A 19427-nucleotide genomic window follows, 5' to 3' on the forward strand; every position below is an offset into this window, starting at 1 on the left:
CTCTGTGCAGATTCCGACTGAGCTGTTCTATAACTACCAATGGAAGCGCTGTCAATTGATACTTTTATGATATCAGTCTGTACGAATATTCCCAGAGACTATTATTGGACCGTAAGGAAAATTCTCGGGACAATTTTGAAAAGATATAGCGCGCTGCGTTAGCTTGCAGACATGGAGAAGGGACACCTTATCTGGCGTCCCTTCCCCTGCTTCACATTCCTCACTTCAAAATTGCGCCTGCAGTCAATGCATTTTCGATCTTTTCGTTGCCTATTAAATAAACGATGATCATAGGCAAGCTGGACAGCAGCATACTCGCGCCGATGAGCCCCCAATCCGCAACTCCCACATTGACAAAGAATCCAAGCAGTCCTACCGTAAGCGGCCGGAATTGATCTTTGGAAGCAATAATAAAAGCAAGCGGAAATTCGTTCCAGATTCGAATGAATATAAGAACGCATTGCGTCACGAGCGCCGGCATTACGATTGGAAATATGATCTTAATATACGTTTGATAGACATTCGCTCCATCGATGCATGCCGCTTCTTCCAGCTCATTAGGCAAAGACCGGAGAAAGGCATACAGCATCAGTACGCAGGAAGCAATGGCGAAGCCGGAATATGGCAAGATAAGACCCAAATAACTATTTTTGATATGCATCCATTTAACCAGCTGGAATAAAGGAATAACGACGACTTCGATTGGGACAATTAAACCCATAGATACATACAACAGCATCGCGGAATTGAATCTCCATTGCATGCGGCTGAGGCAATAAGCAAGCATGCTGCCAGTTATCAACGTAATGACGATTGTGCCTGCGGTATAAATCACGCTGTTCTCGAGATACGTATAAAAATGATATTTGGACAACGCTTCGCTAAAGTTCAGCCAGTCCCAGGAAGACGGTAACCCAAAAGGATTTTTGTAAGCTTCGCTTTTGGACTTCAACGACATCGTTACCATCCAATACAAAGGAAACAGAAATGTGCATCCTATAGCTACCCAAAACACTCGACTTAATAATTTCAGAAAGCTCCCCTCCAGCTTAAAACTCCAGTTTTTCTCTGGCAACGAACTTTTGAATGAAAAAGGAGATCAAAAGGCATTCCAGAATAAAGATAACGGCGATCGCAGTACCTTTGCCAAATTCGGAAGTATCAAATGCCGTGTAATACATCTGGTAGATGACCGTTCTGGACTGATCTCCCGGGCCACCTGCCGTCATGACTCGTACATGCGAATAAAATGCCATTGAGCCTAATGTAGACAGGATAAGCACGTATTTGATTACATTCTGCAGCAAGGGGATCGTAATTCGTAAACAAACTTGAACAAAATTAGCTCCGTCGATCAATGCCGCTTCATAGTAACTCTTGGGTATGGTCTTGATTCCTGTATAAAACAGCATCGCGTTCAGTCCAATATATTGCCACAGGAATGTCAAACCGATGCTGGGCATGACCGTTTTCTTTTCCGTCAACCACGAATGTGTCCAAGAGCTCAACCCTAATGAGTTGAGAATCGTGTTAAATAAGCCCCAATTGGGTTCGTAAAACGCCAGCCAAATCTGTGAAACAACAGTGACCGACAAGATCGCCGGGAACATCGCCACCGTCTTGAAGAATCGACGAAACTTCGGTGTCTGAGCATCCATAAAAAGCGAAAGCATCATGGATAAGGGGAGTCCCAGTAACAATGAGATGGCTACAATAAGATACGTATTTTTATGAGCGGTCCAAAAGGATGGGGATAATATCACTTCTTTGTAATTATTCAAACCAACAAAACCCAAATTTCTAAACCCGTCATGCTTATGCAAGCTCATCCAGATCTCCGGCAGCAAAGGGTATACGCAGAATAAGGTAAACAGCAGCAATGCCGGAAAAGCAAACACAAAGATAGACACTTTGGTGCTAAAGTACTTGTTCATCGCTCTCTCCACCATTGAATTTGTGTCTAAACCCCCTTGGATCTATCACAAGGGGATTTAGCTATTCAATTATTTTTTATTTGGCAAACCACGTATTTTCGCTCCAGATCTTGTTCATAGCCACATTAAAATTATCTGCTGAGTACTCGCCCGTTAATAAATTCGCTCCTTGCGTAGATATTTCAGCAGACGTCTTCGCATCTAGCGAATTAAGAGCCCAGGATGCGATTTTATTAGGAATCGGATTGTACCAGTCAACGAACTTCTGCATAAGCGGGCTCCTATCCATTGCCTTGTTTCCAGTCTTCAAAGATATAGGAGCACCGGTAGATTCAAAGTATAACGCATCCGCCATGGCTAGAAATTCGGCAAGCTTGACGGCCTCTTCCGGGTTCTTGGTTTTGCCGTTGACCGCATAACCGTTAACCGGAGAACCCCAGAACTGTACGTTCTTTGTAGGGCTATACTTATCACTGGCGCTTGGAAATGGAAAGAAGTCAACTGTTTCGTCTTTTGCTAGGTTGGGCAGCTCCCAAGTAAACATCCATAACATGGCCGCCTTTTTGGACGTAAACATTTCCATCGCTGGGCCGTAATCCAAATTAGCTATTCCGTCTGGGAATACGCCTTCCTTGACCAGCTTTTCGATGCGAGCCGCTCCTTCCTTAACGGATGGATTGTTGAAGTCCGTTTTGTTGCTGACAAGGTCTGCCATCGCCTGCGGATCTCCGGTTTGAATCATTTGCTGCAGCATAAAGAGCTTCGGTCCCCACCCGTCCTTGCCAGGAGTTACAGCCGGTACCATGCCTTTACTCTTGAGCGTCTTTGAGATTTGAATCAACTCATCAAATGTAGTTGGCACTTTAACCCCGGCTTTCTCGAACATATCTTTATGATAGAAGATGACAGGGGTGAAATACGTGTCCGCTCCGGAAGACAAGCTGTAAATCCCGTTATCTACATGCTTTAACGCATCCGGCACCGCGTATTTGCCTAAGAAACCGTCTTTCGTAATATAAGGTGTTAAATCCAGAATGCTGCCGGTGCTCTTCAACGGCGTAAAGTAGCCCGCATCATTCCAGAATACGTCCGGCATATCCCCAGATGCATTTAACGTCTTCAATTTGTTGGCCATATCCTCGCCGCCGCCGCCGGGCTCAAACTCGACTTCAAGATTGGGAAGTGCTGAAGCAATATTCGGTTTGATAAATTGTTCCATAATTTTGTTGCGATTTTCGTCCGTCGTAATCGTTATGACTCTCATTTTGGTTTTTTTGCTATCCGTCTTCGTAGTACTCTTGTTATCCTCCTTGCTTGTTGCCGAGGGCGACGGATTGCCGGACGGCTGGTTGGACTTCGTTTCTTCCCGACTGCTGCATGCCGTTGCAACCAGAAGAGTACTTGCCATAAGGAACATAGCTGCTGTCTTTGACTTCGTTTTCATTGTTTACCTCCCCTATTTGTAAAAGCGGATAATAGATTGACTTCAGATCTTGAAAGCGGTATCAACCTCGAGTTAATTTTACGAATATTGCCAATTTTAGTACAGAGATTATTCTCGGACCAGTAGTAAAATTAACGGTAAAAAATAGACGTTATAGGCAAAGTTTTCACTTTCCCCCTAACGTCTTCATGGAAGTATAGGCTAACTGATTTGATTCACATATTTGCTAGGCGTGATTCCCATCTGTTTTTTGAAGCATTTGCTAAAATAGTTGGCGTCCGCATATCCCACCCGGTTCGCTACATTTTGGATAACCTTCTCTCCCTGATCAAAAAGTTCTTTTGCTTTAATAATCCGTATTTCGGTCAGGTAGTCATTGATCGTAAAGGTCGTTTCTTTTTTGAACACGAAGCAAAGATGATTGTAATTCATATGAACGTTCTTTGCGATATCTTCAATTCGCAATTCTTCGTTGCCGTAATGCTTCGAAATATACGATTTGACCTCCTCTATAACTTTGACGGCTCTATTGGTTTTGCGACTATGCACATGATCCATGGCCTTTAGAATGAAAGCACGTATCCAGTCCTCCAACTCGTTGAAGGTTTTCATCCGCTGAACGTGTTGTATCAAATCGGGATGTGTCATATTTCGGAAGACATCTTCAGAGCTTTGCGACGCTTCGGCCAAAAATTCCAGACATGTGGATACGATTTCGATTCCGGCGAGAAGCAGCATTTCCATAGAAGCTTTCTGGACCCGAATATCATGAAAAAAACGCGAGAGCCATTCTTCCGTTTCGGACATGTTCCCGATTCGCATGAACATCAGCAAAGCGCTTCTTTTTTCCACCGAGAACAATCCGACCTTTATCCCGGTTTCCGCAATCAAGGCGTGTGCGAACACCTTGTTGCCCCCCCACACAAACCGTTGCTTCAAGGCGATTAACGCTTCCTTATACGATACCGAAATCGACTCAAACGTTTCGCAGCCATTCCCTAATCCGATCGTTACCGTACAGCCCAAATCCTTTTCTACGCTCAATCGAATCTGTTCGCAAATCGTTTCCAGCTTGATGAAGATGCCGTCAGGGGATCCTATGATCAGAACCAGGCGAGCATCATGATCATGACAGCCGACACACTGAAAGGAGCTCTGCATCTCATTTTGAGCGATTTCTTGCAGCTTGGCTTTGCGTATCCGCATATCCTCCTCAAGATTCCTCTCATCACTTGAATCCAGATCGACGACAATTACCCGATAATGCAATCCTTCCAACTTTATTCCCAAATCATTTAATGGATCCCACTCGGAACTGGATCTAGAGATACCGTTGCCCTGCAGCCAACCGTTCAGCACTTGCTCCTTCATGACAGACAAGCCTTCGCTCGCCTGCTTTCTTAAATCGTCCAACTCAAGCTTGCCAAGACGCTCCGTCCGTATCAATTCCTTTATATCAAGTAAGGAGCTTTGGAGTTCTTCTTCGTTAATAGGTTTCAACACGTAATTAAAAACGCCTAATTGCACGGCCTGTCTGGCATACACGAATTCGCTGTGACCTGACAACACCAGAAATTTTGTTTTCTGGTCATGCTCCTTGGCTTTATGTATAAACTCCAATCCATCCATAATCGGCATATTCATATCGACCAACACGACATCAGGCTCTACCTCGGTCATCAACTCCAGCGCTTCCGCCCCGTTTTTGGCTTCCCCCGCGATTTGAAAGCCCAGCTCGCTCCATGGCAACGAAATCTTCAAGGCTTGCCTGAAGTAATATTCATCATCGACGATAAGCACCTTGTACATGGTCGTTCCTCCTATTCTAATCGATCCTTATCTTGCGGATAATAGAAATGCCAGCCTCATGGATGCAAGCAGGAGCTAATGATGAAGAAGAGGCAGTATGATTATAATTTTCGTATAAACACCGTATTCGCTTTCAACTTGCAGTCCGTATCTTTCCCCGTACAGCATTCGGATCCGATTAGATACGCTTCTAATCCCAAATCCGCCGGCTTCATCAAAAACGCTGAATCCTGTCATTATCGCCTTGGTTTGATTCTGGTGCATACCAACCCCGTTATCGTAGATTTCAATTTCCACATTGTTGCCGCAACGCCTTCCTGTAATGCGTATGATCCCTTTTTCCTTTTTAAGCTTCAATCCATGATAGATGGCATTCTCGACGATTGGCTGCAAGGTCAATTTCGGTATTGAATACGGCAGAATTTCATCGTCAATTTCCATCGTATACTCCATATATTCCACATAACGCAGCTGCTGAATTTCCAAATAACTTTCCGTTAAACGCATCTCTTCACCTATCGATATGATATCGTTACCTTTACTTAACGAGATCTTATAGAAATTCGCCATGTATTGGGCCGCCTGTATGGCTTGCTTCCCTAAGCCCAGCTTAATGAGCGAAATGATGGTTTCAACCGTGTTGTACAAAAAATGAGGCTTCACTTGCGATTGCAGCAATTTAAATTCGATCTCAGCCTTTGTCCTTTGTTTCTCGACGTTTTCGGCCATAAGCGCCTCAATGCGATTCATTAAGTTATTGAAACCCTCGCTTAAATATCCGATCTCATCTTTTGATTGGTAGGTGCTTCTGACTTGCATCTTTCCTGTCCGAATTTCTCTCATTGTCTTTGCAAGCTGAAAAATGGGTCGCGTGATCGATCCCGACAATAAAAAGGACACAATTAACGCTAGTAGCAGGCATGCTCCGCCGATCCCAATCATCAATTGATTGATTTGTTTCCGATCTGAAGAAATATCATCCATAGGGATAACGCTTACAATTGTCCATTTCAACGGTTCGAAGCGCTGGGTGAATATCAACATTTCTTTGCTTCCGCTGCCCTGGGTAAATGCTGTGTCTTCACCATTCTCCGGAATGCTTATGGAGACGGCTTCCTTGAAATTCCGGTATAACATGGCTTTATTCTGTGAGGAAATAATTTGGCCAGCGGAATCGACGATATAAAATTCCCCACCCTTATTTTCACCTTCATAAATTGAAGCAATCGTCGTTTCTTTCACATACAAAAAAACTCTGCCTACCATTTTACCGGTATCTTTATGAATAACCGTTTTGGAAACCGCGAATACGTTGTGTTCACCTTCATACAAGAATCCGAATTTGGTCAAGCCTGTCCAAGTCGGTAAATAGAAACGATCATCTGCTCCATAACCGTCACCGAATATGCGGGAAGCATATGCGTTATCGGCAAATCCGACATCCACCCAGTGATGATTCGAGGTGAGAATGCTTACCGCCTTGATTTTTGTGTTAGGCTCCACAATATTGCTGATCGTCTCTGAAAGGGTTTTCTTCATCGAAAGGTTATTTAAACCTTCAACCAGCTTGCTCGCATTCAACTCATTATTTAATAAAAAATCGTTATAAAGCACGTTCTGCAATCGATAGTCGCTGGCTAGAATTTTTGAATAGTCTTCAATTGTAGACACCAAGGTTTGAAGGTTGTTTTTGATGAGCACAAGTTCACGGGAGGAATTATTGATCTCTTTCTCAATAAGGGCATTCTGTGAAATCGTGTTGGCAAAGTATGACTGAGTGGAAATAAATACGACAATGATTAATATATTCGCTATGAATATTTTGTTTTTAATGGAAATCCCGGCTATATACTTCGAGAACCCCTTCATAACGCGATTACTTCCTTTCTTTTCAAATCGACAAGAATTATTTTGGAAACAACCATTTTGTAAGAAGATTGCTCTGAAGTATGTGAAGAGAGAGCCTTAAAAATAAGATATCTATGTGGAGGTTCTTTATTAAGAATAGCATAGGTTTAATACGTTTCAAGACTAGAATTCTAAATTTCATATATAAAAGAACAAAAAAAACCAACCATTGTGAATTAACCATTGATTGGTTTATGCATGTGATCCAATGTCATACATACAGTCCTGTGCACTGGAAATAAAACAATTAGAATAATAAACAACTTGACGATTCGGTTTATAAATGAAACAATTATTTATGAAAAATCGATACCTAACAAACGAGGTGATTATTTGGAGATCCTGTCCATGCATTACGGGAAGCACTGCGTTTCAGAATGGAAATGGCATGTTCCCGTCGGTTGTCATCCAGGGTTTACCTTGTGGAGTATTTGGGGTGGAGAAGGTCAAATCATGCTGGGCAAGAACGCTTATAAATTAAGCATTGGTGATGTTTTTTTTATAAATTACAAAAAAGAGGTCAACGCCTATCAAAATGAATATGCCAGCCTTGATGTGCGTTATATAGATTTTACATTGCGTAATCCGGACATCTTGTGTGACTTGCTTGAGCATCGCCATTTTGATCAATATCATTTTGTACTAGAAATTTTTAATCGCTTTCGTTTAGCCGAAGAAAGAAATAGCCTGCCGCAAATGAGAATATGGCTAGAAGCACTCATTACGGAATATCAACACATAACGCCAACTCCTGCCGGAGTTTATACATTAAAAATTGATGAGCTATGCCGAGGTTTTCAACGACACCCAGAGCTCCAGTATGATATGAGCGAACTTGCCCAGAACTTTTCCCTTACGACAGATCATTTTATTCGTATTTTCAAACAGGAACGCGGCGTTACGCCTTACGCTTATCTGCAGCGCTGCAGGCTGGAAACTGCCAAAACTCTGTTGCGCATGTCTACGCTCAGTATCACGGACATAGCGGGCAGTTGCGGCTTTTCTGACATCTATAATTTTTCCCGTTTTTTTCAATCTAAAACCGGAATGTCTCCTAGCAGATTTCGCAATTGAAGGCTTCTTCCATCATTCCCATTTGACCGGTGTGCCATTTGCTGCACTCGAGTAAACCATATCTAACATTTGAGTGATCTTAAGTCCCTGTTGAGGCGTGCAAGGTACCTCTTCATCATTAATAATGGCATTTAAAAACGCTTGCCGAACGTTCGGCATCTTAGTAGTCTTCATATTTTCTAATGGAATGTCATGAACTTCTCCGCCAATTTCTAAAAATACTTTATTGCAGGAATCGTTCCCATCTCCAACTACTCTATGCAGGACTGCACCGCCCTTGGAGCCATAAATCCGTGTTGTAATCACCTCGTTCTCTCGATTGCTGGCCCAAGATGCTTCCAACTCAATCATCAACCCGCCCATCATGCGAAACATAGCTACTCCCATGTCATCAAGCTCGAAATTCTGAATGCCTTTGCGCGCAGCCTCTTCTTTGGAGACCTTGCAAAACGTATTTCCAAGTACCCATTCCGGATCTGGATACCCGCAAAACCACATAGCACGGTCAAGCACATGCACGCCAAGATCAATAAGAGCTCCACCGCCGAATATTTCTTTTCCAGATGAAAGCGGATACCACCATGGCACTCCTCTTCTGCGCTGCCATAGCGTTCGGACATAATAGATATCGCCTAGCTTGCCTTCGTCAATCACGGATTTTAACGTATGACATTCTTGTAGAAAACGTTGATTGAAATTAATCATCAACTTCTTGTTGTGCTTTATCGAGGCAGCAAGCATGTCTCTCCCCTCATCTGCATTTCTTGCCATAGGCTTTTCACACAACACATGCACCCCTGCTTCCATCGCCTGAATGGAAAGCTTCATATGCAAAAAGTTAGGAACTGCGAGGCTAATCGCATCCAAGTTTTCCTCTTTTAGCATCTTATCGAAATCCGTATATCTTTTTGAAATGTTATATTTATCGCCTATCTCTTTCAGTCTTGTTTCATTTACGTCGCACAACACAATTTCTTGGACAGATTCGCTACTGGCGTAGTCTTTAACATGACTTGCACCTACTGTTAATCCGACAACACCTACTCTAAGTTTTCTTTTGCTCAAGCTTATCCCTCCCTTATTTTATTGCTGAAGCATATATCACAATAATTCTTAAATCCTCGGGACCGTTATTGATAAGACCGTGACTTCCGTTTGCACGGCAGACGCTTATGTCGCCGGGGGACATCTCGTGTTGGTTTCCATCAAGCTCCATAATTCCATGGCCAGAAATGCAGTAATACCACTCTTCCATAGGAACATCACTGTTATGCTGGTGATAGCCGAAGGTAGAACCTGGCGGGATGATATCATCATGAATGAATTTGATGTACAGCTTCTCACTTGTTGACACCGTTTGAATAAGATCCTTTAGTTGAAATGGACCTTTGCCACCATGGCAATTTTGACGAGTCTCATACGGTTGTGATTTGTTTTCAATAAAATCCGTTTTTTTCATAAAGTAACTCCTCTCCAATCATGAGTTGTATGAACATTTTAGCTAAATTAATGATAGGTTTGACTAACTGGATTGTAAATGTAAAAAGGCGATGATCATTTGTTAAAAATCGATGTGAACCTATTTTGATAAAACCAAAAACCGGAACCCCAACGGAGTCCCGGTCCTCTAAGTTCCGATAAATCTTGCTCATCTCTATCTTGAGTATGTAAATCTACCCGATTTAATTATGAAAAGACAAAGAGCTGCTTCATAGCAGCCCCTGTGGTATTCAACTATCGTTCTTCGTTGAATTAAGCACCTCAAACCACGGGTGAGATTCCAAGCGCAATTATAAGCGGTCATTAATTTTGATCAACAATTCCTTTAAGATTTGCTTCTCATCCTCGGAAAGGACTTGAACGATTTCGTCCTCCACTTTCTGAAAGGACTCATTAAAGTCTTCAATCAATTCAACGGCCTTTGGCAAAACATAAATATTTTTTTGTCGTTCATTATTGACTGGGATTTTCCGCTCGATGAATCCTCTTTGCTCAAGACCTTGAAGCATACCTGTGATGCTAGCCCCGCGTAGATGAAACCGCTCAGCAAGATCCCTCTGAATTAATTCAGTATCTTGGTTCTCATAAATATAGCCAATTATTTTTCCTTGTTGAGCGTTTAGCCCTAACTCTTTTATGCTCTCGTCCGCCTTTTTCTTTAACTTAAGCCCAATAACCTGAAACAAATCCAGATAAGGCGTATTCTTGTGAGGCTTCATGAGCGTACCCCCTCATATTATTAGAAAACTAACTGTTAGTAAGTAAACTATACAAACACCAAGGTTGTATGTCAAATAAATATTAGTTCATTGACAGTTAGTTTCCTAACAGTTATACTTCGAAGTGTTTAAGGCGTATCCGAGGAGGAATAACAATATGAACAATGTAGTCCAAAGCTCTTTTGCTGAAAAAATTACTGCTATTACGAATGTGCGTATTTTCGATGGAGAAAAAGTAATAGAATCAAGGAGTATTGTCATCAAAGGGGAAACCATTGTTGCAGTAGGTGGCGACATTCCGGCGAATGCAACAATTATCGATGCTGAGGATGCAACATTATTGCCCGGCTTAATTGATGCGCATGTTCATACTTCCATCGGTGGATTACGGGATGCATTAAGTTTCGGGGTGACGACAGAACTCGAAATGAACGGTGACTTTACAGAAAGAGGACGTGCGATCCAATTGAAAAATATGGATGACATCGCCGATGTCCGTTCTGCAGGTACGGCAATCACCGCTCCTGGAGGTCACCCGGATGAATTGCTGCCAGATGGTGATGAGATTCCAGAATTCGTATTAAAGGAATTGGAGAAGTTATCGAAGGAAGACCGGGAAGCTATGCTAGCCGCTTACGCCCACGATCACGAAGAAGTGCCGCAAGTAACAACGGTGGAAGAAGCGATTAAACATGTGCATACCCAAGTGGAGAATGGAGCCGACTATGTAAAAATTATGATTGAAGAAGGAACAGTCATGGGCGCTCCTGGACTGCCTGTTTTAAGCGACGAAATTCTAAAAGCAGCGGTGGAAGAAGCCCATAAGTTCGATAAAATCGTCATCGCCCACGTCTTGACTGCTCATTCTTCCCAAGCCGCCATCAATCTTGGCGTAGACGGATTGGGCCACCTGTTTATCGATAGGCCCGATTACACGCCGGAGCTGGTGCAATCCATCGTCGATTCCGGCGTATTTGTTACACCGTGTTTGGTTTTGAACTCATCCATTCTTGGGAACCCAGCATCGCAATTGGCGAATGACCCACGTGTTCATTCCAAATTAAGTCTGGAATGGATTGATATTTTGAACTCAAGCTTTAATACTTTCCCGCAAGGCAATATAGAAAATAGCTTTAAAAATGTAATGGATCTTCACAGGGCTGGTGTGGATATTCTGGTTGGGACGGATGTCGCCCCCGTCCCCGTTCCGAACCTTGGCGGCCTTGCTCATGGAGCCAGCGTACATCATGAATTGCAATTACTGGTTACAGCCGGGTTCACTCCAATAGAAGCACTTCAATCGGCTACTTCGAAACCGGCCCGCCGGTTCGGTCTTTATGATCGTGGCCGTATTGCCGAGGGTGCGCGCGCTGACCTAGTACTGGTCAATGGCGACCCAACTACCAATATCTCGGATACCCTGTCTATTAAAGCTATATGGTTTAAAGGCGTACAAAAATAAAGTTAATTGTTTTTATTTTTTTGTGGCAGGGCACTCTACTTCGAGGAATGCCCTGCTCTACAACAACCTTAGGAGATGAAAGTATTTTCAATTCCTACAGCCCAAACCCCTTGCTCTCTTATTAGCAGCCACTGTGGTATTCAACAATAGTTCTCCTTTAGTTACTTGTCCAAATAACAAATATTCATTTTCGACATATTGGGTTTAAATGCAATACAGATTACCGGATCTGTTTCAATAAATCCTCGATCTCCTCCTGAGACATCGTAGGCGCGCTGGCCATCGTTACTACAGCATTCAATAACAGCTGAGATCTGTGAGGATCGATTTCTTGGTCATAATAACCGAAAAAATCGACGGGATCTTTTTCAATAAAGGTAACAAAATCGTATACGAGTGGGTTCATAATATTTCTATCAAGAGGCATATCTTTTGCTGTAGAGAGCAGCCCGCTCGCCTCAACAACCTTCTTTCTCTCTTCCATGCCCAACATCGATGAAAGCACCTCAAAGGCCGCATCCCGATTGCTGTTAGCGGAAATGGCCCAGCCTGAGGAATAGCCTCCGTAGTAGACTTGAGGATCGCCTTTGCCGTGAACCGTCGGAAAGCGGAAATAGCCGATGTCCGGATTACTGAGCATTTTTTCCGCAACCCAATCGCCTTGCAAATACATGGCCGCTTCACCTTTTAAAAGAATATCCTCGGCCTTCGGCCCGTCCAAGCCTAAAAAGCCAGGCACGAACATTTTTGCCGTAATCAAACCGCGGAATAATTGAGCCCCTTCTAAAAAGGCGGGATCGGTAAAGTCACCTGTTTTCTTTATTGCATGCTGAAAAGGAGTCGAGCCTCCCATACGGTTGGACAAATAGGCGAACCAATTGAGAAGTGGCCATCTTTCCTTGCCGGAGACGGTAAACGGCGGAATTCCGTTGTTCAATAACTGCTGCGCAGTCGACATTAATTCATCCCATGTTTGCGGAGGCATAATGCCATATTGAGCGAATATTCGTTTGTTGTACCAGAACACGACATGACTGGTTGTGTGTGGCAGCCCATACAACCGGTCATAATAAGTAGCATATTGCAGCGCTTCCGGATAAAACTGCTTCATAAAAGCGGGTCTTTCCTGCATTTTCTCGGTTAAATCCGCTATAATCTGGGAATCAACCATATACTTAAACGACTCACCTGTCCAATAATAAAACAAATCCGGCATTTTTCCAGAAATCATGGACAGTTTAAGCTTGGCTTTATAAGTTTCCACTTCATAAAAATAAGGCACGATCTGAACAGCCTTATGAGTCTGGTTAAAGGCTTGGATGCTTTGATTTAATAAAGCTTGTCGAAGGTCATTGGTCTCGACGTTCCAGAACGTAATTTTTACCGGGGCCGAAGAAACAGAAGGCGCTGCCGGTGGAGACTGGGAAACGTTAGGAGCATCCCTCCTGCTGTATATAGTAAATAATAAAGTGACTAACAGCACGGCTGCAATCAACAGGTTTAGCTTATGCGTTCTATTCATGGCCGAACCCGCTCTTATTCATCATTTTTTTATGTTCATTGCGGAACTCCTTGGGAGTCAAAAGCTCCGCCTCACGGAAAACCTTCACGAAATATTTAGAAGAGCTGAACCCCGTACGTTCGGCTACTTCGTATATTTTCATATCGGTTCCAAGCAGTAATTCCTTAGCTTTGAAGAGCCGCAGCCGGGTCAAGTAATCACTGAACGTATAGCCGGTTTCCTCTTTAAACAACACCGAAACATAACTGGGGTTCAAATGAATATGCTCGGCCACATCCTTGATCCCAAGAGACGGATTCCACAGCTCGGCAGAAATATAGACTAAAGACTTACGGATTGAATCGTTAAGCACCTGCGGTACAGTGAAGGAGGAATCATGGTTGCCCCGTTTCCACAGCTTGTTCTCTTCAAAGGCTTCCTCTACGGCCGAAATTAAATTTTGGAATTCGACCGGCTTCAGAATATAGTTCACCGCGCCAAGAGTCAGCGCTTTTCTGGCATATTCAAACTCCGCATAGCCCGTAAGCAGAATGGATTTTGTCTGCAAGCCTTCCTTCTTCAGTCTTTCGAGAAGCTGTATCCCGTTTAAACCGGGCATCCGGATATCCGTGATCAGTAAATCCACTGGATTTGTTTTTCGGTATTGGAAGGCTTCCATCCCGTTTTCCGCCACTTGCAAATTGATTTTTCCTTCCGACCAAGTTTGTAGCGCTTTCATAATGCCGTTTCGGGTAGGCAGCTCGTCTTCGGCTATAAGAATACAAGGAAGTTCAGACATCGCGTTCAACTCCGTAAGGAAGATATAGATCCACAACAGTCCCTTGCTCCGGGCTGCTTTGAATGTAAACTCCATAATGATTGCGGTAATAAAGCTTAATACGCTGCTGTACGTTTAAGAGGCCAATGCCTGATTTGGAAGAAGTATCCGGCCGGCCGGATGGTTCCAATCGGTTTATTAGTGCTTCAAGAGCTTGCCGTTCCATTCCTACGCCATCATCTTTAACTTGTATACCTAGCAAGGTTTCCCCATCCTTTTCGACGGACCGTATCAAGACAAGCAGCGATGAATTTCCAATCTTCGGTTCAATCCCATGCTGTATCGCATTTTCTATTAACGGTTGAATCAACAGCTTGGGAACCTTTACTTCTTGGGTCAGCGGTTCGATATGGAACTGCCAGTTTAAGCGGTGGCCGAGGCGGTATTTCATAATTTCCATATAACGCTGGCAATGCTCTATTTCGTCTGTTAAGCTCACCCAATCATCTTTGTCTGCAGCATTTATCGTATACCGGAACAGCTTGGATAAGGCAATAACCGTCTGGGCGCCTTCTTCCTCTTGTTTATCTATCAATGTCCAATATAACGATTCGAGCGTGTTGAACAAAAAATGCGGGTGAATTTGCGCTTGCAGCATTTTGATTTCCGCTTGGTTTTTGAGGCGTTCCTTTTCGTAAACCGTTTGCACCAGCTGATGCAATTCCCGGACAAGATTGTTATAAGAAATATTCAACTCATTCATTTCAAAATTAAAATAGACCTCTTCATTCAGATGCGGCAGCCCGAGGAACGGAATGCGCATTTTATTTCTGAGCCTGCGGATCGGCTTTGTAATAAAGCTGGAAAGTATCCACAAAAGCAGAAGACAGAAAACAACGCCGACAATTAACGACCAAAGTAAAGCCTGCTTGAGTACGAGCAGCCCTTCTGTAATCGCTCTTACAGGGACAAGCATGAGAATGGACCAGTGGGTTTCCGTTGACTGCCGAATAATCTTAAGATAATCCGTCCCGTGTATATTAATGATGGAATGAGTTCCCTGCGGAGCCGGGCTAAGCAATAAGGATGGATCGACCGATGTCAGCAGCGAGGGAGAGCTGGATGCGACAAGTTGTTGATGCTGGTCGTACAAATGCATCGTGCTTCCCTTGATTGAAGAGAACTCCGTGTTAAAAAAGTCAAGAAGTGAATCGCTGATTCGGAAGACAATGTATCCTCCTCCAGCCAGATAGTCATCCTCCAACCGGATTTGCCGCACAGCGAGAAGGTGACCGTTCTCCTTTTGCTTTGTGTCCGCCCATACAAGCTGCCCCTCTTTCAAATTGGCGAAAATAGCAGCCTCCTGGCCGATGCGTTCCAATAAATTTTGGTTTTCCAACGGATAGAACGGCTCATCGCCCGCGTACAGCTCAATGCCTTGAATGAGATCGGAAAAGGTCATCAAATTAATCAAAATAGGCCGAACGGACAGCTTTTGGTCAACCGTTACGGTTTCTCCTTGTTTAACTTTGTACAATAACTGTTGGATCCGGGCATCCGTCATCAGCAGCAAGCTAAGCGTGTCAACCTGTGCAAGCACCGCATCCAAGCGGGCACTGGCCTGCTTGGTTGTTTCTCCTACGTAGGATTCGGTATTGCGGACCAACAGCTCGGATATTGAACGGTAAACCAATCCGCCTGCAATGGACAGGACAACCATCATAACCAGCAGGAAGCCAAGTAAGATTTGCACTCTTGTCCGGTTCAATTGCAAGGCGCCTATAATCCTGTTCATGCTAAACACATCCTTTATTCCTAACAAAAAGAACCATACCCCATAGTATACATCATAGGAATGGTTTGCAAACAACTTATATTTACCTGTCGGAAACTTATCCTTTTACAGCGCCGGCTGATAAACCTCTGACCACTTTTTCCTGGGAAAGAAAATAAGCGATTAGCAGCGGTAAGGTTCCCAGTGTCAATGTAGCCATGATTCCAGGAATGTTAACGGAAAACTCACCGTAAAACGCACGTAATCCGAGCGGCAGTGTCATTTTTTCAGGTGTTGTGATAAGCACCAAGCCAAAAACAAATTCATTCCATATATGAATAAAATTATAGATCCCTATCGTCGCAAGCGCCGGAGCAAGCAGTGGCAATATGATTTTCCAAAATAATGCCGGCTGCGAGGTTCCGTCCATGATAGCCGCTTCATCCAGTTCGCGCGGAATTTCCTGGATGAATTGTGTCAAAATAATGATGGAAACCGGAAGGCTAAATGAAATATACGGCCCCAATAGCGCCCACAACGAATCATACAATCCTATTTCCTTTGTAAGAAGATAAACCGGGATCAATGTGGTATGCACCGGAATCATCATGCCTGCAAGAAATACATAGTAGATAGGCCGGTTCAACTTGAATCTTATGCGGGACAAGGGAAAGCTGACCATAGCCGATAATAAAATAACGGCAAACACGCTAGCGACCGAGATCAATATACTATTGATAAAATATTGATCGATTCCGAGCTTAAACACGAGCGCATAGTTTTCAAACACAAAGTTGCTCCAGAGAGAAGTTGGATTTTGAAAAAACAGCTCTTGTGTTTTTACAGAAGTTGCAATCATATATATAAATGGATAGCCTGTAAAAACCAGCAGAATGGCCGCGATCAAATAAAGCCCTGTATGCTTTATTATGGAAGGCATGGTGATCACCCTTTCTTTATCTATGTCATATTCCTATTGGTTTGCCTTCGCGCGGGACCTGTCCGCTGCCAAAATGATCAATGCAACCACAAATGCGATAACAAACATAGTAAATGAGATCGAGCTCGCGTATCCCATATTGAATTGCGAAAAGGCCTGCTTATACATATATGTGGCCATTAGCTCTGTACTGCTGGAGGGACCGCCCTCCGTCATGACGAAGATTAAATCAAAATATTTTAACGAGCCGATTACTGATAAAACCGAGGAAGTAATAATCGTTGGTTTAATTAACGGCAGCGTAATATGCCAAAACTTTTTAAAGCCGCTGCAGCCGTCAATTCCAGCCGACTCGTAGATGTCCGTCGGGATTCCGGAAATGGCCGCTCGGAACAAAATCATATAAAACGGAGTGTACTGCCAACAAATAGTAATGATAACTGCGATAAAAGCGGTTTTCGTATCTCCAAGCCAACCGTTCTGCCACGAGCCGAGCCCTATAGCCTCCAACGTTTTATTAATAACGCCGAACATCGGATCGTAGATCAGCGACCACAAAATCCCTACTGCTACGGTTGACATGAGCAAAGGCAGGAAATACACGGTTCGGAACAACCGCATTCCCTTTAGCGGAGCAAACAAAATTAGCGCCATAACGAGTCCGAGAGGAATTTGTGTAACAACGGAAGCGATAACCAGCAGTAAATTATTAGAAACCGTCATCCAAAAAACGTTATCCGACAATAGAGTTACGTAATTTTGCAACGCAATGAACGTTTTTTCAGTCTGAATCCCGCTCCACTTAAACATGCTGTAATAAAAAGTAGCAAAGATGGGATAAATCACATAAATCAAGTAAACGAGCAGCGCCGGACCGATAAACCATAATAAAAATAGGCTGTTTTGTATCTTATTTTGCCGGCGTATGTTTTGTGGCGAGGCATTGCTGTTCATGGGAAGCCCCTCTCCTTGGTGTAATAGTAGAAGGGGAGGCATCCCTCCCCTTGAATGACTTTATTTCTTTAATACTTCTTTTGCTTTAGCTTCCATTTGTTTAGCTGCCTCGGCCGGAGTCATGGACTGGCCAAATATATTTTGCGTTGTATCTTTATGCAGCTCAGCTAATTCCGATGGCAACGTTTGATCATAGAACGTTTGCAAGGAAGTCGCGCTGCTCAACATGTCGTTTAATTGTTTGGCAAAGGCATCCGTGTAAGTAATACCTTTCTGTGCCGAGATTGTGCCAGCTTGATCAGCTAATTTTTGTCCCAGCTCCTTGGATGTTAAAGCTTTAATCAGCTCAATTGATTCGTTAGGATATTTCGTTTTGGAAGATACGGAAAGTACAGGTGATACCCCTCCGACTACGTCAGTAATTTTCCCTTTGCCACCGTTGATTGTCGGGAACGGGAACATGCCTAATTTTTTCTCAAAGTCAGGCGCTTCGGTACGGACGTTGTTAATATACGAGGAGGTTTGCACTTCCATTGCAGCTTTGCCCGTATACATCAACTGACGTGAATTTCCCGCATCGTATTGAATACCATTAAACCCTGGATTGAAGCCGCCGGCTTTGACCAGCTCCTGGATCATATCTCCAGCTTTTATATAGGATTCATCATCAAATGTGCGTCCTTTTCTTTCAAAGGCTTCGTTAAAAATTTCCGAACCCCCAAGACGGTTTGCATAATACATGAACAACAAAGCAGCAGGCCATTTCGTTTTATTTGCAAGCGCAAAAGGAATGATATTCTCCTTTTTAAGCTTTTCTACAATCGTCATCAGCTCGTCGTAAGTTTGAGGCGGCTGCAAATTGTATTTAGCGAAAATTTCCTTGTTGTAATAAACAGGAACTAAGGACAAAGCCACCGGTGCGCCGTATACTTTATTATCAAAAGTAGCGGAGCTGATCCCGGCAGGGATAAAGGTATCGGTGCTGATTTTACCGGTTAAATCCAGCACTTGGTTAGCGCTTACAAATTGTTTCAGCCAACCGCCGCCCCAAGAATGGAAAATATCAGGAGGATTTCCGCCGCCCATAGCAACGGTTAACTTCGTTTTGTAAGGGTCATTAGGAATTTGAACCGCTTCCACTTCCACGTCGGGATGATCCTTCATAAACTGTTGAATCGTTGCCTCAATCAGTTCCTTCCGCTTCCCCGTTTCTATATACCATAACGACAGTTTCTTTTTCTCCCCGGCCGCAGCAGGAGCAGGTTGGGTTGGTTTGGAGTCAGGTGCTGCCGGTGCCGCAGTTTTAGTGCCACTGCAAGCTGAAATAACAAACAGCGCGCATACGCAAAACATAGCAATCCATTTCTTCATTGGGGAACCCCTCTCGATATGTTTATATTGTTTGTTTACGCTTTCATAATATCACCGGTCCCTGCGCATAAAAAAGGTACTTTGATAGGCTAAAATGCCAATTTGATTGGGTATGTAGGTTTTAACAGAAATGAATAAAGGAGTGATGCCGGGGGAATGCTTCTGGAGAAATTCATTTCATATAACGAAAAAGCCTTCAAAATCACTGCTACAGTGGGTTTGACGGCTTTTTTGTTATGACCATTCGACAAATCTATCA

General features: G+C 43.4%; 16 protein-coding genes. 2 read left to right on the forward strand and 14 right to left on the reverse strand.

Going from position 1 to position 19427, the window contains the following annotated elements; genetic code table 11:
* Window positions 1-220 precede the first annotated feature (220 nt).
* The 5 genes from RQP52_RS13375 to RQP52_RS13395 form a co-directional block, all read right to left on the reverse strand.
* The gene (locus RQP52_RS13375; RefSeq protein WP_315952070.1) at window positions 221-958 is read right to left on the reverse strand and encodes a carbohydrate ABC transporter permease; all 738 of its coding nucleotides are present in this window, start codon (window positions 956-958) and stop codon (window positions 221-223) included.
* 91 nt (window positions 959-1049) lie between these two features.
* Entirely contained in the window at window positions 1050-1934 is an 885-nt protein-coding gene (locus RQP52_RS13380) for a carbohydrate ABC transporter permease (RefSeq protein ID WP_315952071.1), read from the reverse strand.
* 76 nt (window positions 1935-2010) lie between these two features.
* The gene (locus RQP52_RS13385; RefSeq protein WP_315952073.1) at window positions 2011-3378 is read right to left on the reverse strand and encodes an ABC transporter substrate-binding protein; all 1368 of its coding nucleotides are present in this window, start codon (window positions 3376-3378) and stop codon (window positions 2011-2013) included.
* Between the two features lie 201 nt (window positions 3379-3579).
* Window positions 3580-5187 carry a response regulator gene (locus RQP52_RS13390; RefSeq protein WP_315952075.1) on the reverse strand — a complete coding sequence of 536 codons (1608 nt, stop codon included), beginning with the start codon at window positions 5185-5187 and terminating at the stop codon, window positions 3580-3582.
* A 75-nt stretch (window positions 5188-5262) separates the two neighbouring features.
* On the reverse strand, window positions 5263-7056 hold the full coding sequence (locus RQP52_RS13395) for a cache domain-containing sensor histidine kinase (protein WP_315952076.1): 1794 nt from the start codon (window positions 7054-7056) through the stop codon (window positions 5263-5265).
* Between the two features lie 303 nt (window positions 7057-7359).
* On the opposite strand from RQP52_RS13395, the gene RQP52_RS13400 reads away from it, so the two are divergent.
* The gene (locus RQP52_RS13400; RefSeq protein ID WP_315952077.1) at window positions 7360-8169 is read left to right on the forward strand and encodes a helix-turn-helix transcriptional regulator; all 810 of its coding nucleotides are present in this window, start codon (window positions 7360-7362) and stop codon (window positions 8167-8169) included.
* Between the two features lie 12 nt (window positions 8170-8181).
* On the opposite strand, the gene RQP52_RS13405 is transcribed toward RQP52_RS13400, so the two are convergent.
* The 3 genes from RQP52_RS13405 to RQP52_RS13415 form a co-directional block, all read right to left on the reverse strand.
* Entirely contained in the window at window positions 8182-9234 is a 1053-nt protein-coding gene (locus RQP52_RS13405; protein WP_315952078.1) for a Gfo/Idh/MocA family protein, read from the reverse strand.
* A gap of 13 nt (window positions 9235-9247) precedes the next feature.
* Window positions 9248-9628 carry a cupin domain-containing protein gene (locus tag RQP52_RS13410; RefSeq protein ID WP_315952080.1) on the reverse strand — a complete coding sequence of 127 codons (381 nt, stop codon included), beginning with the start codon at window positions 9626-9628 and terminating at the stop codon, window positions 9248-9250.
* Between the two features lie 331 nt (window positions 9629-9959).
* The gene (locus RQP52_RS13415) at window positions 9960-10388 is read right to left on the reverse strand and encodes a MarR family winged helix-turn-helix transcriptional regulator (RefSeq protein ID WP_315952082.1); all 429 of its coding nucleotides are present in this window, start codon (window positions 10386-10388) and stop codon (window positions 9960-9962) included.
* 157 nt (window positions 10389-10545) lie between these two features.
* Between RQP52_RS13415 and RQP52_RS13420 the strand changes: the two genes are divergently transcribed.
* Window positions 10546-11850, forward strand: a complete 1305-nt coding sequence (locus tag RQP52_RS13420; RefSeq protein WP_315952084.1) for an amidohydrolase family protein — start codon at window positions 10546-10548, stop codon at window positions 11848-11850.
* A gap of 220 nt (window positions 11851-12070) precedes the next feature.
* On the opposite strand, the gene RQP52_RS13425 is transcribed toward RQP52_RS13420, so the two are convergent.
* From RQP52_RS13425 to RQP52_RS13450, 6 genes are all read right to left on the reverse strand, one after another.
* Window positions 12071-13372 (reverse strand): ABC transporter substrate-binding protein, encoded by a 1302-nt coding sequence (locus RQP52_RS13425; protein ID WP_315952086.1) that lies wholly within the window; start codon window positions 13370-13372, stop codon window positions 12071-12073.
* Entirely contained in the window at window positions 13365-14150 is a 786-nt protein-coding gene (locus RQP52_RS13430) for a response regulator transcription factor (protein WP_315952088.1), read from the reverse strand. Before RQP52_RS13430 ends, RQP52_RS13425 begins: the two co-directional genes overlap by 8 nt.
* Window positions 14143-15924, reverse strand: a complete 1782-nt coding sequence (locus RQP52_RS13435; RefSeq protein ID WP_315952090.1) for a cache domain-containing sensor histidine kinase — start codon at window positions 15922-15924, stop codon at window positions 14143-14145. Before RQP52_RS13435 ends, RQP52_RS13430 begins: the two co-directional genes overlap by 8 nt.
* A 97-nt stretch (window positions 15925-16021) precedes the next feature.
* Window positions 16022-16843, reverse strand: a complete 822-nt coding sequence (locus RQP52_RS13440; RefSeq protein WP_315952092.1) for a carbohydrate ABC transporter permease — start codon at window positions 16841-16843, stop codon at window positions 16022-16024.
* A 33-nt stretch (window positions 16844-16876) separates the two neighbouring features.
* Entirely contained in the window at window positions 16877-17797 is a 921-nt protein-coding gene (locus RQP52_RS13445; protein WP_315952094.1) for a carbohydrate ABC transporter permease, read from the reverse strand.
* A gap of 60 nt (window positions 17798-17857) precedes the next feature.
* The gene (locus tag RQP52_RS13450) at window positions 17858-19168 is read right to left on the reverse strand and encodes an extracellular solute-binding protein (protein WP_315952095.1); all 1311 of its coding nucleotides are present in this window, start codon (window positions 19166-19168) and stop codon (window positions 17858-17860) included.
* Between the last annotated feature and the right edge of the window lie 259 nt (window positions 19169-19427).

Source organism: Paenibacillus violae, assembly GCF_032461945.1.
Taxonomy (GTDB): domain Bacteria; phylum Bacillota; class Bacilli; order Paenibacillales; family NBRC-103111; genus Paenibacillus_E; species Paenibacillus_E violae.

What these genes read in the sequence shown, in the direction of transcription:
- RQP52_RS13380 (WP_315952071.1), bottom strand. Translation starts at nt 1,934, where the DNA reads ATGAACAAGTACTTTAGCACCAAAGTGTCTATCTTTGTGTTTGCTTTT.
- RQP52_RS13415 (WP_315952082.1), bottom strand. Translation starts at nt 10,388, where the DNA reads ATGAAGCCTCACAAGAATACGCCTTATCTGGATTTGTTTCAGGTTATT.
- RQP52_RS13410 (WP_315952080.1), bottom strand. Translation starts at nt 9,628, where the DNA reads ATGAAAAAAACGGATTTTATTGAAAACAAATCACAACCGTATGAGACT.
- RQP52_RS13390 (WP_315952075.1), bottom strand. Translation starts at nt 5,187, where the DNA reads ATGTACAAGGTGCTTATCGTCGATGATGAATATTACTTCAGGCAAGCC.
- RQP52_RS13385 (WP_315952073.1), bottom strand. Translation starts at nt 3,378, where the DNA reads ATGAAAACGAAGTCAAAGACAGCAGCTATGTTCCTTATGGCAAGTACT.
- RQP52_RS13450 (WP_315952095.1), bottom strand. Translation starts at nt 19,168, where the DNA reads ATGAAGAAATGGATTGCTATGTTTTGCGTATGCGCGCTGTTTGTTATT.
- RQP52_RS13420 (WP_315952084.1), top strand. Translation starts at nt 10,546, where the DNA reads ATGAACAATGTAGTCCAAAGCTCTTTTGCTGAAAAAATTACTGCTATT.
- RQP52_RS13430 (WP_315952088.1), bottom strand. Translation starts at nt 14,150, where the DNA reads ATGTCTGAACTTCCTTGTATTCTTATAGCCGAAGACGAGCTGCCTACC.
- RQP52_RS13435 (WP_315952090.1), bottom strand. Translation starts at nt 15,924, where the DNA reads ATGAACAGGATTATAGGCGCCTTGCAATTGAACCGGACAAGAGTGCAA.
- RQP52_RS13425 (WP_315952086.1), bottom strand. Translation starts at nt 13,372, where the DNA reads ATGAATAGAACGCATAAGCTAAACCTGTTGATTGCAGCCGTGCTGTTA.
- RQP52_RS13395 (WP_315952076.1), bottom strand. Translation starts at nt 7,056, where the DNA reads ATGAAGGGGTTCTCGAAGTATATAGCCGGGATTTCCATTAAAAACAAA.
- RQP52_RS13375 (WP_315952070.1), bottom strand. Translation starts at nt 958, where the DNA reads ATGTCGTTGAAGTCCAAAAGCGAAGCTTACAAAAATCCTTTTGGGTTA.
- RQP52_RS13445 (WP_315952094.1), bottom strand. Translation starts at nt 17,797, where the DNA reads ATGAACAGCAATGCCTCGCCACAAAACATACGCCGGCAAAATAAGATA.
- RQP52_RS13440 (WP_315952092.1), bottom strand. Translation starts at nt 16,843, where the DNA reads ATGCCTTCCATAATAAAGCATACAGGGCTTTATTTGATCGCGGCCATT.